Origin of the sequence: Streptomyces sp. XM4193 (assembly GCF_023072595.1) — a bacterium.
Taxonomy (GTDB): domain Bacteria; phylum Actinomycetota; class Actinomycetes; order Streptomycetales; family Streptomycetaceae; genus Streptomyces.
On sequence record NZ_JALLGK010000007.1, the window covers coordinates 58,389 to 74,517 of the forward strand.

General features: G+C 72.5%; 12 protein-coding genes. 4 read left to right on the plus strand and 8 right to left on the minus strand.

Annotated elements, in window-relative coordinates; genetic code table 11:
- Positions 1-307: 307 nt before the first annotated feature.
- The 3 genes from MTQ01_RS18670 (at position 308) to MTQ01_RS18680 (ending at position 5,481) form a co-directional block, all read left to right on the plus strand.
- On the plus strand, positions 308-2,179 hold the full coding sequence (locus tag MTQ01_RS18670; protein ID WP_247491781.1) for a glycoside hydrolase family 3 protein: 1,872 nt from the start codon (positions 308-310) through the stop codon (positions 2,177-2,179).
- A 58-nt stretch (positions 2,180-2,237) separates the two neighbouring features.
- Positions 2,238-3,524: a DUF1343 domain-containing protein gene (locus MTQ01_RS18675; RefSeq protein ID WP_247491783.1), complete on the plus strand. Its 1,287-nt coding sequence runs from the start codon at positions 2,238-2,240 to the stop codon at positions 3,522-3,524.
- Between the two features lie 91 nt (positions 3,525-3,615).
- Positions 3,616-5,481: a serine hydrolase domain-containing protein gene (locus MTQ01_RS18680; RefSeq protein WP_247491785.1), complete on the plus strand. Its 1,866-nt coding sequence runs from the start codon at positions 3,616-3,618 to the stop codon at positions 5,479-5,481.
- 268 nt (positions 5,482-5,749) lie between these two features.
- On the opposite strand, the gene MTQ01_RS18685 is transcribed toward MTQ01_RS18680, so the two are convergent.
- Together MTQ01_RS18685 and MTQ01_RS18690 are read right to left on the minus strand one after the other, a co-directional pair.
- On the minus strand, positions 5,750-5,956 hold the full coding sequence (locus MTQ01_RS18685) for a DUF6011 domain-containing protein (RefSeq protein WP_247491786.1): 207 nt from the start codon (positions 5,954-5,956) through the stop codon (positions 5,750-5,752).
- Between the two features lie 355 nt (positions 5,957-6,311).
- On the minus strand, positions 6,312-6,839 hold the full coding sequence (locus tag MTQ01_RS18690; protein WP_247491787.1) for a hypothetical protein: 528 nt from the start codon (positions 6,837-6,839) through the stop codon (positions 6,312-6,314).
- Positions 6,840-7,267: 428 nt separating this feature from the next.
- Between MTQ01_RS18690 and MTQ01_RS18695 the strand changes: the two genes are divergently transcribed.
- A complete protein-coding gene (locus MTQ01_RS18695) occupies positions 7,268-8,413 on the plus strand; it encodes a PQQ-dependent sugar dehydrogenase (protein WP_247491788.1) in 1,146 nt (381 codons plus the stop codon).
- A gap of 437 nt (positions 8,414-8,850) precedes the next feature.
- On the opposite strand, the gene MTQ01_RS18700 is transcribed toward MTQ01_RS18695, so the two are convergent.
- The 6 genes from MTQ01_RS18700 to MTQ01_RS18725 form a co-directional block, all read right to left on the minus strand.
- On the minus strand, positions 8,851-10,548 hold the full coding sequence (locus MTQ01_RS18700) for an FAD-dependent monooxygenase (RefSeq protein WP_247491789.1): 1,698 nt from the start codon (positions 10,546-10,548) through the stop codon (positions 8,851-8,853).
- 174 nt (positions 10,549-10,722) lie between these two features.
- Positions 10,723-11,571, minus strand: a complete 849-nt coding sequence (locus MTQ01_RS18705) for a cyclopropane-fatty-acyl-phospholipid synthase family protein (RefSeq protein ID WP_247491790.1) — start codon at positions 11,569-11,571, stop codon at positions 10,723-10,725.
- A gap of 105 nt (positions 11,572-11,676) precedes the next feature.
- A complete protein-coding gene (locus MTQ01_RS18710) occupies positions 11,677-12,285 on the minus strand; it encodes a dTDP-4-dehydrorhamnose 3,5-epimerase family protein (protein ID WP_247491791.1) in 609 nt (202 codons plus the stop codon).
- Between the two features lie 101 nt (positions 12,286-12,386).
- Complete coding sequence (locus tag MTQ01_RS18715) at positions 12,387-13,496, minus strand: DegT/DnrJ/EryC1/StrS aminotransferase family protein (protein WP_247491792.1); 1,110 nt, start codon at positions 13,494-13,496, stop codon at positions 12,387-12,389.
- Between the two features lie 97 nt (positions 13,497-13,593).
- Positions 13,594-14,583, minus strand: coding sequence for an NAD(P)-dependent oxidoreductase (locus MTQ01_RS18720; protein ID WP_247491793.1), 990 nt, complete (start codon positions 14,581-14,583; stop codon positions 13,594-13,596).
- Between the two features lies 1 nt (position 14,584).
- Positions 14,585-16,069 (minus strand): NDP-hexose 2,3-dehydratase family protein, encoded by a 1,485-nt coding sequence (locus MTQ01_RS18725; protein WP_247491794.1) that lies wholly within the window; start codon positions 16,067-16,069, stop codon positions 14,585-14,587.
- Positions 16,070-16,129: the final 60 nt, after the last annotated feature.

Here is a 16,129-nt window from a genome sequence, read left to right on the forward strand (position 1 = left end):
CGCGCCTGCGTTACTCATGCCCAACCCCGACCACCCCGGTCGGCGGTCCCGCCGGTCCGGCCGCGCCCGTACCGGCGAAGGCCGCTCCCCACTCCCGCCCGCATCCGCGGTTCCGCACCGAGCACCACCGGAACCCCCGGCCGACTTCCCTGCCGGCCCGCCCTGTTCGGCGGAGCCGCGCCCCGCCCGGCGACGACCGTCCGCTGCCCGCACCGCGGACTCGCCCCGCACCGCCCCGCCGACAACCCGCCCGCCCCGGCTCGATGCGCCTCTCCACTCCCCTGCCCGGTTTCGGAAGGAGCGTTCCATGAACGCCACGCGGCACCACCGAGTGCGCGGCCCGCGCCGCCGGCTGATCACCGGCGGCGCGGTGGCCGCGCTGCTGCTGACCGCCTCACCGGCCCAGGCCGCCCCGCCGACGCATCCGCCCGCCGCCGACACCCCCGCCGTCGACGCATCGGCCGCCGAGAGCCGGGGCCAGGCCGCGCGCTGGGCCGAACGGCAGCTGCGCACGATGTCGTTGGAGCAGAAGGTCGGACAGCTCTTCAACACCTACGTCTACGGCGAGAGCGCCGACACCACCGACCCCGAGGACGTCGCGCGCAACCAGAAGTGGCTGGGCGTGGACAACGGCCGCGAGGCGGTCGAGAAGTACCACCTCGGCGGCGTCATCTACTTCGCCTGGTCGGACAACCTGGCACAGCCGGCACAGGTCGCCGGCCTCTCCAACGGGCTCCAGAAGGCCGCCCTGGGCGAGCGGAAGTCGGGCGTTCCGCTGCTGGTCTCCACCGACCAGGAGCACGGGGACATCAGCAGGCTCAGCACCCCGGCCACCAGGCTGCCCGGCGCGATGGCGCTGGGCGCCACCCATCGGCCCGCCGACGCCCGGAAGGCCGCACGTGTGTCCGGCAGCGAGCTGCGGGCCGTCGGCATCAACCAGAACTACGCGCCGGTCGCGGACGTCAACGTCAATCCGGCCAACCCGGTCATCGGCACCCGGTCGTTCAGCAGTGATCCACGGCTGACCGGAACGCTCGCGACGGCCCAGGTCCGCGGCTTCCAGTCGGGCCGCGAGGGCGTCGTGGCAACGGCCAAGCACTTCCCCGGGCACGGCGACACCGATGTGGACAGCCACACCGCCCTGCCGGTCATCCACCACACCCTCCAGGAGTGGCGGAAGCTGGACGCGCCGCCGTTCCGGCAGGCGATACGCGCCGGCGTCGACTCGATCATGAGCGCGCACATCCAGTTCCCGGAGCTCGACCCGACCGGTGACCCCGCCACGCTCTCCGAGCCGATCATGACCGGGCTGCTGCGCGAGGAGCTGGGCTACGACGGCGTCGTGGTCACCGACTCGCTGGCGATGGAGGGCGTGCGGGAGACCTACCCGGACGAGGAGGTGCCGGTGCGGGCGCTCAAGGCCGGGGTGGACGTCCTGCTGATGCCGCCGGACCTGCCGGGCGCCCACCGCGCCGTGGTCGAGGCCGTGAAGTCCGGTGAGCTGACGCAGAAGCGCATCGACACCTCGGTGCGCCGGATACTCAAGCTCAAGCACGAACGCGGCGTCGTGCAGCAGCCGTTCGTCGATCCGGACCGGGTGGACCGACGCGTGGGCACACCGGCGAACCTCAGGGCCGCCCAGCGGCTGAGCGACCGTACGACCACGTTGATCCGCAACGAGGACGGGCTGCTGCCGCTGGACGGCGGCGCCCGGGAGCGCGTGCTGGTCACCGGGTGGGGCGAAGCCGCCACCGAACAGTTCGCCGACCGGCTGACGGAGCACGGCGCCGGAGCCGCACACCACTGGCCGGGCGACGACCCCACCGCCGACGCGGTGGCGGCGACCGTGCGCGAGGCGAAGGGCCACGAGACCGTGGTGGTGCTCACCAACGGCACCGGCAAGGCACCCGGACAGGCGCGGCTGGTGCGGGAGTTGGAGGCCGCCGGCGCGGCGGTGGTGACGGTGGCCGTCGGCACGCCGTACGACATCGCCCACTACCCGGACGCCGGAACCCATCTGGCGACCTACTCGCGCAGCCCGGTGGCGGTGGAGTCCGCGGTGCGTGTGCTGCTCGGCGAGAGCGCTCCGCGCGGCAGGCTGCCGGTGACGGTGCCGAGCGCGCAGGATCCGCAGAAGCCGATGTTCCGTTTCGGGCACGGTCTGCGCTATCGACGATGAACCGCGGAACCGGCAGGGTTCGCAGCGGAACGAGGACGACCGACACCAGGGAGCAAGGGTGCGACGCAGAAGTCTGTTGACGGGTTCGGTGGGGCTGGCCGCCGCCGGGGCACTGGTGCCGGGAGCGGGCGCTCTGGCGGCCGGCCCGGAGGCGGCGCACGCCTCCGGGCGCCGAGTGCGCACGGGGTTCGACGCGCTGCGCCGCAGCGGCTACGCCTCGCTGCGCGGACGGCGGGTGGGCATCATCTCCAACCCCACCGGTGTCGACGAGCGGCTGCGGCACGTGGTGGACGTGATGGTCGGCGACGGGAAGGTGGACCTGGTCGCCGTCTTCGGTCCCGAGCACGGCTTCCGCGGCACCTCGCAGGCGGGCGAGGGCGAGGACCACTTCGTCGATGGGAAGACCGGGCTGCCGGTCTACAACGCGTACAACGACACCTCCACGATGCGCGAGCTCTTCGCCGAACTGCGCCTGGACGCGGTGGTGTTCGACATCCAGGACGTGGGTTCGCGCTTCTACACCTACATCTGGACGATGTACCTCGCACTGGAGGCCGCCGCCGAACTGGGGCTGCGCTTCGTGGTGCTGGACCGGCCCAACCCGCTCTCCGGGCGGGAGGCCACCGGCCCGGTGCTCGATCCGAAGCACTCCTCCTTCGTGGGGCTCAAGCCCATCGCCCAGCAGCACGGGATGACGGTCGGTGAGCTGGCGACGCTCTTCAACGCGACGTTCGTGCCCGAGGACACCGGGGGCAAGAAGGCGGAGCTGCACGTGGAACGCCTCACCGGCTGGCGCCGCCGGGACCGCTGGGAGGACACCGGCCTGCCGTGGGTCGCGCCGTCGCCGAACATGCCGACGCCGGCCACCGCGCGCCTCTACCCCGGCACCGGCTGGTTCGAGGCGTCCGCGCTGTCCGAGGGGCGCGGCACCACCCAGCCGTTCCAGCTGCTGGGCGCCCCGGACGTCGACCACCGCTGGCAGGAGGCGCTGTCCGCCCGCAAGCTGCCCGGAGTCGCCTTCCGGGAGGCGTACTTCAAGCCCACCTTCTCCAAGTGGGCGGACAAGTCCTGCGGCGGCGTCGAGGTGCAGATCACCGACGACGATGCGCTGGACCCGATCCGCACCGCGGTGGCGCTGCTGGTGGACCAGCGGCGGCTCTTCCCCGACTACGGATGGCGCAGCCAGGACGGCGACGGCGCGTACTGGCTGGACAAGCTGAGCGGCAACACCAAGGTGCGCCTGGCGATCGAACAGGGCGCGGACGTCGACGACGTCACCGCGATCTGGCAGCGCGATCTGCGCGCTTTCCGCCGGCTGCGGGAGGAGCATCTTCTCTACCGCTGACCCCCCGGATCGGCGCCGCTGCCGACCGCGCCGCTGCCACCGCAAGCCCCGCTCCCCTCCCCCGCATCGCCGAGAGAACGGTCATCGCCTCATGAACGGTCAGCAGGATCCGTCGGGTTCGCACACGGACGCAGTGGGGCGGCGACGTTTCCTGTACGGCGCCGGGGCGGTGGGCGCGGGGCTCGCCGGGCTGCTCGCGGCCACCGGCCCGGCCGCCGCCGCGGGTGCGGGTACGGGCGCCGCGAGGGCTTCCACGGGCGGGCCGGGCGTAGTCGAGGGGCCGCCGGTGCTCACCCCCGCCGACGTCCAATTTCCGCGCGTCGCACGGCGGTTGCGCCGCGGCAGACCGCAGCAGGTCGGGCTGGTGCCGGGGCACATCGCACGCATCGCCGAGGAGGCCGAGACCTTCCTGAGCGCCGGTCCGGGACGTCCCGCCCCCTCGTTCCCCGGATGTGTGCTGCTCGCGGCCAAGGACGGCGTCGTCGTCACGCACCGGGCGCTGGGCCACGCGGTGCGCTACGAGCGCTGGGACGAGGAGCGCGGGGAGGCCGTCGAACTGCCGCCCGGCAGCCGGGTTCCGATGACCGAGGACACCGTCTTCGACCTGGCGTCGGTGACCAAGCTCTTCACCTCGCTGCTCGCCGTGCAGCTCGCCGAGCAGCGGCTGATCTCGCTGGACGATCCGGTCGCCCACCATCTGCCCGAGTTCGCCGCCACCGACAGCGCAAAAGCGGCGATCACCGTACGGCAGCTGCTGACCCACCAGTCGGGCATGGTGTCGTGGATCGACCTGTACGCGCTGCCGGACAACGAGGCACGGTACGCCGCGATCCACTCCTCCGAACTGGAGACGCCGCCCGGCACCGCACACACCTACTCCGATCTCAACATGATCTCCCTCGGCCGGCTGATGGAACGCGTCACCGGCCGCACCCTGGACACGCTGGTCGCCGAGCGCCTGACCGGTCCGCTCGGGATGCGCGACACCTGCTTCAACCCGCCCGAGGCGCTGCACCCGCGGATCGCCGCCACCGAGTGGCAGCCGGGCACCGATCGCGGCATGGTCCGCGGCACCGTGCACGACGAGAACGCCTATGCGCTGGGCGGTGTCGCGGGCCACGCCGGGCTGTTCTCCACCGCCCGCGACCTGGCCGTCTTCGGTCAACTCATGGCCAACGGCGGGCGTTACGGCCGTACCAGGATCCTCTCCGAGGAGTCGGTGCGCGAGGTGCTCACCGATCACAGCGCACCACTGGGTGCCTCGCCGCGCGGCCTGGGTTGGCAGGTGGACCAGCGTTTCTACATGGACGCCCTGACCACCGCGGTCACCGCGGGCCACACCGGCTACACCGGCACCTGTCTGGTCGTCGACCCGGTCGCGGGCACCGTCTTCGTACTGCTCACCAACCGCGTCCACCCCACCCGCGAACGCGGCACCGAGAGCGTCTACCGGCGGCTGCCCGCCCGGGCCTTCGCCCGCGCCGCCCCCGTACGCCCGGTCTCGGGCCGCACCTCCTGGCGCGCGGAGCCGACGGCGGAGGCCGCGGCGACCCTCACCGCACCGCTGCCCGCGCTGCGGGCGCCGGCACGCGCGTACTTCCGGCTCTGGTACGACACCGAACCCGAGGTGGACCGGGGCGCGTTCGAGCGGTCCGAGGACGGCGGGCGCAGCTGGACACCGGTGCCGTTCACCCTGCGCGGCGGGGCCCACCGCTGGCGCAGCGAGGGCGGGTTCGACGGCTGGTCCGGTCGACGGTGGCTGGTCGCCGCCGCCGACCTGCCGGCCGCCACCACCCATCTGCGCTGGACGTACACCACCGACGGCGACAACCAGGGGCGCGGCGTCCACGTCGACGGGATGCGGGTGAGCGTCGCCGGGCGTCCGGTCTTCGACGAGGCCCGCCCGGCCGACGCCGCGCTGCTGGAGGCCGACCGCTGGCGCCGCTCCACCGACTGAGGCGCCCCGTACGGGACTTGGGGACGGCCCCCGCGTGCGGGAGGGGCACCAAGGCGCGGGCCGTCTTCCGCAACGGCCTGTGGGACGGCCCACGCGTGCGGGAAGAGCACCGGGCGACTGCGCGACGGGCGACCGTGCGACGTCGAAGCGGGCCCGGGAGAGTCGGGACGGCCCCGGGAGACCGCGGACGCCCACGGGCGGGCACGTACCGCTCACGGGGCGGGCCGGCGTCCGACTCGGGGCCGTACGCGCCCGCGGTGACGCCTCGTCACAGACCGGGCAGTGCGTCCTGCTCGACCTCGTGCTGCTCCGGTGCGGGCGCCAGACGCATCCGCAGCTTCCTTCGGCAGTCCCTGCCCAGCCCCCACCGGCGCGACATCGCGTCCCGCAGCGGCTGGCCGCACATCCGGCACGGCACCGGGGCGGTTCTGGCCGCCCTCGGGGCGTCGACGGGCAGTTCGTCGGGTGAGGACATGAGCCCAGGATGACCGATCACCCCCGCCCCGCAAAGCCCTCGCCGCCGGTGGGCCGCCCGACGGCGGTCCGCATCCGCGGGAGGAGGCGGGAGAGATCGCGGACTGTCCCCGGGCCGAGCGCGGTCGCGGTGAACAGACTCCGGCGCGTCACGGCGGTACGGGCACACTCGGCCCGAGCCGGACTCTCGCGGGCGGCGGGAAGTCGCGGGCGGCAGGCTGCGCGGAGCCGGTTCGAAGCGCCGGGTCCCGGCACTCCCCGAGAACTCCCCCGGAAGCCCTCAACTGCCGTCGGCCGCCCTCGGTTCGCCCCGTCGGGACGAGGCCGAGAGCGGCCGAATCAGCCGGAACGCCTGGTCAGCACATGGTGGGGCGCATGACCTCGTAGGCGCTGCCCCAGTTGGCGCAGCCCGGGTCGGAGTGGCCGTACCAGTTGTGGCCGAACTCGTGGGCCGCCAGCAGCGCGAAGTCGCTCACCATGGTGGAGAGCATGATGCGCTGGCCCTGGCCCCAGTTGCAGCCGACCACGTTGGTGGCGTCGCCGCAGCCCTGGACGTAGCCGCCGGTGCACTCGACCGGAGTGCCGCTGGAGGGTGTCTCGTTGGCCTCGCCCCAGAAGTTGGCGCCCTGACGGATCGGGGCCTCCATGCCGGCGCAGGAGGCGGTGATGTGGTAGCTCCAGGCTGCCTTGGTCTTCTTGGCCTCACCCTTGGCCGGAGGGGCGGCGTCGGTGAGGTTGCCGGTGGCGAAGCCCTCGCCGGCGTCGGACACGACCGTGGCGTGGGCGGTGCTGCCCGGCGCAACGGCACTTGCGGTGCCCGCGAAGGCGAACGCCATCGCGACCGCGAGGAAGGGGGTGACGAGTCTTCGAACCAGTTTCGACATGGTGTCGACGTCTCCTCGACTAGTGGGGGGAGGACGTCGTCCGCGATGGTTCGGGCCCTGGACGACATCGCACGAGCCGGGCCCGAACTGCTACCCGTTGTTGGATCGGACCGCACAGTACCGGCGCCGGGAGCGGTCGCCAAGACGTCTCACCGAATCAGTTTTTGCATTCAACTCCCTTTGCGTTAAAGGGAGTTCACATCTATCTCACGCTACGGACCGGTACCGGGACGGAGCGCCACCGGATGGAAGAAAGCGCCTGCATTGGTCTATGCCAAGCAGGTGGTCCTCGGTACTGTCGACATCGGCCGACGGCCCCCACCCGAACCCGCCACGCGCCCACTTCTGCCGGATGCGCCGCTGCCGGCAGCCCGGCGGTTTCTCCTCTCCCCACTCGCCCCCACCGCCGCCGGTCAGAGAGGAACACAGTGAAGTTCGGCAAGAAGAGTTCGGCCGTACTGGCCGCCGCCTGTCTGGTCGCCTCCCTCGGGATAGCGTCCTCGTACGCCGACGAGCCCACCACCGCGCCGCAGTCCGCACAGGCCGCACAGGTGGCGCTGGAGGAGGTGGCGGACGCGGAGAGCCCCACCGCCGGCGCCCCGGGCCCGGACGACTCGCTGTGGATCGCCGAACGCGCGGGCACCGTACGGGTGCTGGGCGACGGCGGTCTCGGCGAGCCGGTGCTCGACATCAGCGAGGAGACCACCATCGACGCCGAGCGCGGCCTGCTCGGCATCGCCTTCGACCCCGACCTCGCGCACTTCTACATCTCCTACACCGACCTCGAGGGCACCAGCACCATCGACGAGTTCGCGGTCGTCGACGGCGCGTTGGACAAGGACTCGCGACGCACCGTCCTCACCCAGGAGCAGCCGTACAGCAACCACAACGGCGGTGACATCAAGTTCGGGCCGGACGGCTACCTCTACATCGCCTTCGGCGACGGCGGCTCGGGCGGCGACCCGCACGGCTACGGCCAGAGCCTGGACACCCTGCTCGGCAAGATCCTGCGCATCGACCCCAGCGGCGGCGACCCGTACGCCATCCCGGAGGACAACCCCTTCGTCGACAACGCCGACGCCAAGGACGAGATCTGGTCCTACGGTCTGCGCAACCCCTGGCGGTTCTCCTTCGACTCCGCGACCGGCGACATGCTGATCGGCGACGTCGGCCAGACCGACTGGGAGGAGATCGACTGGGCCCCCGCGGACAGCAAGGGCGGGGAGAACTACGGCTGGTCCGAGATGGAGGGCACCCACCCCTTCCGCGGCGGCACCGAGCCGGAGAACCACGTGCCCCCGGTGTTCGAGTACGACCGCAGCGGCCTCGGCTGCTCGGTGACCGGCGGCTTCGTCTACAACGGCTCGGCCATCCCGGACCTGGTCGGCCACTACGTCTACAGCGACTACTGCGACGGCACCGCCCGCACGCTGAAGATCGAGAACGGCGAGGTCACCGAGGAGGGCGACCTCGGCGTCAACGGCGGCGAGGTCATCTCGATCGTCCAGGACGGCGACGGCGAGCTGTACCTGCTGGCCATCGGCGGCACCATCAGCCGCATCACCCCGGCCTGACGCCCGTGCGCGCCCGCCGCGGACGGCGGCGGGCGCGCACGGTACACCGGGACGAGCACACCGATCGGGCGCGCGGTCGCGGACAACTGCGGCCGCGCGCCTGCGTGTTGACGCACGTTGACGCGTGTTGCCGACGCTTCGGGCGGCCCGGCCAGGAGATGTCGGCCCGGCAGGAGCGGGAGGCGCCCCGGCAGGATCAGGCGGCGGCCCGGCAGGAGCGGGCGCCCCGTCAGGAGCGGGTACGAGCCGACGCGTCGGCGTACCCGTCCGGCTGCTCGGCGGCGCGTCCTCTCGTCGGCGCGGCCCGGGCGGCGTCCGGCTGCGACCACAAGCGGTCCGCGACCGCCGGCTCGACACCGGTGGTCGCGGACCGCTCGTCCCGCGCACATGGCTGTGCGTCCGGCTGGAGCCGGAGACAGCGACCGTCCCGCGGCGCGTCACGCCACGGGCAGGTGCCCCCGTACGGTGTCGACGAACTCGCCCGTCCTCTCGGGCAGTTCGTCGCCGCGCCAGGCCACGTGGCCGTCGGGCCGCACCAGCACCCAGCGCCTCTCGTAGAGCGAGGCGAGCTCGTCGCGGTCGGTGCCGCCGGTGGTGCCGGCAGCCCGGCTCAGGTGCACCGCCAGCGGGACGCCCCGGTCCGCGAAGGCACGCTCCAGCCCCGCGGTGTCCGCACCGTCCGCGCCGCCGTCACCGGATCCGGCGGGGCTGAATCCGAGCAGGACGTAACCGCTGCCGAAGAGGTCGAGGGTGGAGGTGGAGTCGTCCCACCAGGCGTGGGCGGCGCGGTAGCCGGGCTCGCTGCCGGGCCGCCAGTCCTCGTCGGGCTTGCCCTCGCGGACCGGTACCCGCGGGTCCTCGACGATCGTCGAGGAGCGGTAGCGCAGGCCGAAGTGGATCTGCGGGGCGTCGAACTCCCTGGGCGCGCCGCTGTTGCGCAGGCGGTCGGCCATCGCGGCGCGCGCCTGCTCGCCCTCGGGCCCGTCGAGGTGGATCTCTGGGGGCACCTCGCGGCGCATGGTGCGCTGCAGGTTCGCGTTCGCCTCCTCCAGGCTCTCCACCGCGATCGGCCTGCGGTCGGCGTCGTAGGTGTCGAGCAGATGGTCGCCGCCCCAGCCCCGGAGGGTGGCGGCGAGCTTCCAGCCCAGGTCGGCGGCGTCCGCGATGCCGGTGTTCAGGCCGAACCCGCCGGAGGGCGAGAGGGTGTGGGCGGCGTCGCCGGAGAGGAAGACGCGACCGGCGCGGTAGCGGTCGGCGACCCGGTGGGTCAGATGCCACTCGCCGTCGCTCAGCAGCTCCACGGGGGTGTCGAGCGCGAGCGCGTCCTTGACCAGGGACAGGGCGTCGGCGCGGCCGGCGGAGTTCTCGTCGTCGGTGGTGTCCGGGTCGACTCCGACCACCAGGTTGTACAGGTCGCTGCCGTTGAGCGAGCGCAGCGGGAAGCGCAGCGTGGTGGAGAGCATCAGGAAGTACACCAACGCGGCGCGGTCGCCGAGCTGTTCGGCCAGTTCCGGAGCGCGGAAGAGGATGTTGCGGAAGATCTGCTTGCGGTGCCGGGCGGGGGCGTCGATGCCGCAGGAGCGGCGGATCGGGGAGGACGCTCCGTCGCAGGCGACCAGGTAGCGGGCGCGCAGGGTGTGGGTGGTGCCGCTCGCGTGGTCGGTGACGGTGGCCGTCACATGGTCCTCGCCGTCGGTCACGTCGTCGACGGTGGTGCGCAGCCGCAGCGGCCCGTCCGGATGGACGCCGACGGCCTTGGTGAGCACCGGGTTGAGCCAGTGGGCCGGGCAGATCTGGTCGGGCTCGGGGGTGTGCGCGAAGGCGGGGCGGTCGGCGGCGGTGCCGCGGCGGTAGCGGAACACCTCGTGCCCGCCGACCTGGGTCACCCAGGCGATGTCCAGCGGGTGGTCGGCCGGCCAGCCGGCGTTGCGCACGGCGTCGGCCACTCCCCACCGGCGGAACAGCTCCATCGAACGGGGGCCGATCGTGGAGACCTTGGGGTGCCTGACCTCGCCGTCGCCGGCGTCGGCGATCACACAGTCGATCCCCCGGTACTTCAGGTCGAGCGCCAACGCCATCCCGACCGGGCCTCCGCCCACGATCAGCACGTCGGTCCACTCATCGGAACGCGTCATCTGCTCTCTTCCTCTCTCCTGCTTCCGTCCAGCTCCGTCGGGGCCCGGCAGCCGCGCGGTCGACTCGCCGCGCACACCGGGCAGTCGGCGCACCGGGGGCGGCCGGTGCGCCGGGAGAGCCCATCCCTCCCGGCGCACCGGCCGCCGCCCGTCACGCCGGGTGGGGCGTGGGCCTCACGCGGTCTTCGGGCGCTCGGCGGTGACCAGCAGACAGCCGAAGTCGTCGACGCCCTCCAGGTCGGACGGCTTGAACGTGCCGTCGTCGAAGAAGTTGCCCTCGTCCAGGGCCACCGGGCGGTCCTCGACCGCGCCCAGCTTGGCGACCTCGTCGGCCAGGCGCAGCGTGGTCTCCTCGGTGACGTCGACCACGGCCAGCGAGCGCAGCCCGGCGCGGTGCAGCATCGGGATGTAGTCCTCGAGGTCGGCCGTGGTCGACATCAGGCCCTCGCAGAACTTGTCGATGCCCTCGTGGCGCACCTCCTTGCGCGGGAAGCGCTCGAAGATGTCGGTCAGGACGAGCCGGCCGCCCGGGCGCAGGACCCGCCGCACCTCGCGGAGCACCTGCTCGCGGTCGGGCATGTGGCACAGCGACTCCAGCGCCATCACGGCGTCGAAGGAGTCGTCGGGGAAGTCCAGCTTCATCGCGTCGGCGTGCTGGAAGACGGCACGCTCGGAGGCGCCGGCCTCGGCGGCGAGCCGGTTGGCGGCCTTGATCTGCTCCTGGCTGATGCTGATGCCGGTCAGTCGGGCGCCGGTGCGCTCGACCAGTCGCAGGCCGGGGCCGCCGACGCCGCAACCGAGGTCCAGCACGTGGGAGTTCTCGTCGACCTTCAGCCGCTCGATGAAGATGTCGGTGAGCCGGTCCATCGCCTCCTCGATGGTGGCGGTGGAGTCCGGGGTGTCCCAGTAGCCGATGTGGACGTTGGTGTTGAAGGTGCCGTCGCTCATCGCGCTCACGGTCAGCCGGTCGTAGAGCTTGCCGACATCTCCGGGAACGGGCAGCTTCTGGGCGGTCTCGCTCATGGGGTGGGCCTTTCTCGGTTCGGGTGGTGCGGTGCGAAGGGTGGTGGTTCGGTCGCCGCCGGACCGGCAGGTGCCGGCCGGCGGAGCAGGTGCCGGGGCGCGTTGCTAGGAGCCGGAGTGCCAGCTCTTCTCGATGCGCAGGCAGTGGTCGTACTCCGGGAGCAGTCCGCGCTCGCGGGCCTCCTCCAGGGTGGGAGCGGCGCGGTCCCGGTCCGAGAGCACCGGCTCGACTCCGCTGGGCAGCGGCAGGTTCAGCGCGGGGTCCAGGAAGTCGAGGGCGAGTTCGTTGGCCGGCACATAGCTCTCGGAGAGCATGTACGACATGACGGTGTCGTCCTCCAGCGCCACGAAGGCGTGGCCGACACCGACCGGGATGTAGCTGGCGCGGTGGTGCTGCTGGTCCATCAGGACCGAGTCGCAGCGGCCGAAGGTGGGTGAGCCGACCCGTATGTCGACCACGATGTCCAGTGCGCTGCCGCGGGCGCAGTAGACGTACTTGGCGGTGCCCGGAGGCGTGAGGGTGTAGTGGACACCGCGCACCACGCCCTGCCGGGACACGCTGTGGTTGGTCTGCGCGACGGGGAACAGCGGGCTCCCATGTGCGCGGGTGAACGCCTCCTCCTGGTAGGGCGAGAGGAACTGCCCGCGTGCGTCGGGGAAGACGCGCGGCGTGAACTCGATCGCGCCTTCGACCGCGAGTGGCCGTGCTTCCATCACTGCTCCCGTGACTCGGTGTGGGACTGGACTGCTGCGTGGACTGGACTGCTGCGGTGTACCGGACGCGCGACCCGGACCGCGGTCGCCGGCCGGGTGGTTCAGAGGGTCTCCAGGACTTCGCGGACCGCGTGGATGACCTTGTCCTGACGGTCGGGGTCCAGGGCCGGGTACATCGGCAGCGAGAAGATCTCGCCGGCCAGCGCCTCGGTGACGGGCAGCGAGCCGGCCCGGCAGTCGAGGTGGGCGAAGCCGGTCATGGTGTGGATCGGCCACGGGTAGCTGATGTTGAGGTTGATGTCGTACGTCTTCAGCCGCTCGATGATGTCGTCGCGGCGCGGGTGGCGGACGACGTAGACGTAGTAGACGTGCTCGTTGCCGGGGACGATGCGGGGCAGTTGGAGCGCGGTGTCGCCCAGGCCCTCGGCGTAGCGCCTGGCGACGTCCCGGCGGCCCTCGACGTAGCTGTCCAGGCGGGTGAGCTTGCGCCGCAGGATCTCGGCCTGCACCTCGTCCAGGCGGCTGTTGTGGGCCGGGGTGCTGACCGTGTAGTACTGCTTGTCCATGCCGTAGTAGCGCAGCCTGCGCAGCCGGGCCTCGACCTCGGGGTCGGAGGTGATGGTGGCACCGCCGTCGCCGTAGGCGCCCAGCACCTTGGTGGGGTAGAAGGAGAAGGCCGCCGCGTCCCCGGTGGAGCCGGCGACGACACCGCTCTGCCGGGCGCCGTGCGCCTGGGCGCAGTCCTCCAGCACCGCCAGCCCGTGCCGGTCGGCGATCTCCTTGACGGCGGTCATGTTGACGCACTGCCCGTACAGGTGCACCGGCAGGATGCAGCGGGTGCGGTCGGTGATGGCCGCTTCCAACTGGTCGGTGTCCATGAGGAAGTCGTCCTCGCGGACGTCGACGAAGACGGTCCTGGCGCCGGTGGAGTCGATGGCGACCACGGTGGGCGCGGCCGTGTTGGAGACGGTGATGACCTCGTCTCCGGGGCCGACGCCCAGGGCCTGGAGGCCGAGCTTGATGGCGTTGGTGCCGTTGTCGACGCCGACGCAGTGGTCGACGCCGTGGTAGGCGGCGAACTCGCGCTCGAAGCCGAGCACGCTCTCGCCGAGCACGAGGCGGCCGGAGCCGAACACCTGCTGCACGGCGCCCAGGATGTCCTCGCGCTCGTTCTCGTACTCCGTCAGGTATTCCCAAACCTGGGTCGTCATCTCTCCGCCTTTCCTGAGCTGTGGTGACTGCCTGCGCGTTGCGCCCGGCGCCGGCCGGGGCCGCGCCGGGTCGGTCCGAGGGGGTGCTGCGGGTCGCTCACCGGTGGTCCGACTGCCGCACCAGTGCGCGCACGGTGCGGCGGATGCCTTCGTCGAGCGGGATGCGGGGCTGCCATCCGGTCGCCGTCCGGAAGGCCGTGGAGTCCAGGGTCACGCTGGCGAAGTCCGTCGCGGGGGCGTGCCCGGGCGGCTCCACCGCCTCCACCGCCACGGGCGGGCGGCCGGTCTCCTCGGCGACGGCGGCGGCGATCAGCCGGAAGGCGTCGCCGAGTCGGTCGCCGCGGCCGGCCCCGATCAGGTGGTGGCCGCCGATCAGCGCGTCGGGGTGGTCGAGGGCGGCGACGAACGCCGCCGCCACGTCCTCCACGTGCACCAGGTCGCGCCGTACGGTGCCGTCGTGCCACATGGTCAGGGTCTGGTCGGCGACTGCCCGCCGGGCCATTCCGGAGATGACGCCGCGGTCGCCGCCGCCGGCGCTCTCGCCGAAGATCGTGGGCAGCCGCAGCGCGATGCCGCGCACCAGACCCTCGGCGGTCGCCTTCTTCAGGATCTCCTCGGCGGCCAACTTCTGCCTGTCGTACGCGGTTTCGGGACGGTCCGGCTCCTCGCCGTCGAGCGGCTCCCTGGGCGGGACGCCGACCTGCGAGGCGGCGCCGCCCCAGAGGACCAGCGGCGCGGGGCCGTCGGCCCGTGCGGGCCGCAGCACCTGGACCAGATCACGCATGACGCCGACATTGACCCGTTCCACGGCCGGGTCGCTCTCGGCCGCGCGCCAGCCGCCCTCGCCCAGCAGCAGGTGGACGACCGCGTCGGATCCGGCCACGGCCTCGGCGAGGGCGTCGCGGTCGGTCAGGTCCGCGGTGAGCGCGGTCGACTCGGCCGGCCCCTCGGGCAGTTCGCATTCCCGTCGGGCCACCGCCCGCAGCCGGACCGGCCGCTGCGCCAGCGCGCGCAGAACGGTCGAGCCGACGAAGCCGGAGGCACCGAGCACGGTGATCAGGGGCGGGAGTTCGGGTGTGCGCGGCATGTCACTTCCTTCCTCGGGTCCCGGCCGCCAGCGCGTGCAGGCAGGCCAGGAGGGTGCGGGCCTCGACGTTGACGTAGTGGCCGTGGTCGGTGAGAGAGCTGAGCTGTGCGGGGGTGACCCACAGGAAGCCGGGGGGCGGGTCGAGGGCTGCCGGATGCTCGCCCGCGTCGACGAGGAGGTAGCTGCTGCGGGCGTTGAGGAACCGGCCGCCCTCCTCGGAGTGCACCGCGCGGTAGAGCACGCGCGAGTCCGGTGCGTCCAACACGTGGTCCAGGAAGAGCGGTTGGTCGGCGGCGGGCAGATGGGCGTGGTTGCCGGGCGTGGCCTGCACGGTCGGTGCGAGCTCGACGGTGTCGAGGAACCCGCCCTCGGCCACGGCCCGCACCAGTACGTGCCGCACACCGGCGATCTCCCGGGTGAGGAAGGCGGTGACGCCCAGGCCCACCGGCTCGATCAGCGGCTGGGTCCAGCTGACCCGCTCGCGGTTGCTGCCGCGCACCGCGACGGCGACGACCCTGAAGTAGCGCCCCTCCTCGTGCTCGATCGTCTCCGCGCCCTGCTTCCACCCCTCGACGGAGGCGAGCGGCAGTCGTCGCACCTGGATGTCGTGGCGGGAGCGCTCGCCGGTGAACCACGAGAGCAGCTGGGTGTCGGAGTGCAGCGCGCGCCCGTCGGTGTCCTCGGTGGGCAGGCAGGACAGCACGGTCCTGGCGTTCATGTTGACGGTCTCGTCCGCGTGCAGGAGGTCCGCGATCTGACCGAGCGTCAACCAGCAGTAGTCGTCCGGGACCTCGACCTCCTCGACGGTCTCGACGCACATGTTGCGGTTGGTCTTGCGGTAGAACCAGGAGCCCTGCTCGGACTGGAGGACATCGACGACGACCCGGTCGGGATCGGGCCGGAAGAAGTGGTCGATCAGCTTGACGTCGGTGCCCCGGTGGGCCCGGGTGTAGTTGCTCCGGGTGGCCTGCACCGTCGGCGAGAGCTGGAGGACGTTGGGGTTGCCGGGCTCCATCTTGGCCTGCATCAGGAAGTGCAGGACCCCGTCGAACTCCTTCGCCAGGATGCCCAGGATGCCCACCTCCGGCTGGCGGATGACGGGCTGCTGCCACCGCCGGCTCGGCCCGTCGCCGTAGGGGCCGTCGCGTTCGACGACGTCCATGCCCTCCACGGTGAAGAAGCGTCCGCTGCGGTGGACGAGGTTGCCGGTGATCTCCTCGAAACGCCACTGGTCCAGTTCGTCGAAGGCGATCCGGTCCACGTGGAAGACGCCCGCCGCGCGCCGCTCCTCCAGCCAGGGCTGCACGTCCGCGGTGCGCATGTGCGCGCCCTCGGTGGCCGCTGCCGACAGCGCCAGACGTGCGGCGAGCTCGCGGTGGTGCCGCGGGCGCAGGGTCGCGGCACCACCGTCGAGCACGGCGCGGTGCGACGTGCCGTGCGGCTGCGCGTCCGGTGGTGCGGGCGGCGGACTGTGGCGGAGTGTCATCGGAAAGCTCCCTGTCTGCGGTTCGGCGACCGCACGGGGTGCGGTACGGGAGGAGCGGCG

Coding starts and splice junctions, on each gene's coding strand:
- MTQ01_RS18670 (WP_247491781.1), top strand. CDS start 308: ATGAACGCCACGCGGCACCACCGAGTGCGCGGCCCGCGCCGCCGGCTG.
- MTQ01_RS18680 (WP_247491785.1), top strand. CDS start 3,616: ATGAACGGTCAGCAGGATCCGTCGGGTTCGCACACGGACGCAGTGGGG.
- MTQ01_RS18685 (WP_247491786.1), bottom strand. CDS start 5,956: ATGTCCTCACCCGACGAACTGCCCGTCGACGCCCCGAGGGCGGCCAGA.
- MTQ01_RS18690 (WP_247491787.1), bottom strand. CDS start 6,839: ATGTCGAAACTGGTTCGAAGACTCGTCACCCCCTTCCTCGCGGTCGCG.
- MTQ01_RS18700 (WP_247491789.1), bottom strand. CDS start 10,548: ATGACGCGTTCCGATGAGTGGACCGACGTGCTGATCGTGGGCGGAGGC.
- MTQ01_RS18705 (WP_247491790.1), bottom strand. CDS start 11,571: ATGAGCGAGACCGCCCAGAAGCTGCCCGTTCCCGGAGATGTCGGCAAG.
- MTQ01_RS18710 (WP_247491791.1), bottom strand. CDS start 12,285: ATGGAAGCACGGCCACTCGCGGTCGAAGGCGCGATCGAGTTCACGCCG.
- MTQ01_RS18715 (WP_247491792.1), bottom strand. CDS start 13,496: ATGACGACCCAGGTTTGGGAATACCTGACGGAGTACGAGAACGAGCGC.
- MTQ01_RS18720 (WP_247491793.1), bottom strand. CDS start 14,583: ATGCCGCGCACACCCGAACTCCCGCCCCTGATCACCGTGCTCGGTGCC.
- MTQ01_RS18725 (WP_247491794.1), bottom strand. CDS start 16,069: ATGACACTCCGCCACAGTCCGCCGCCCGCACCACCGGACGCGCAGCCG.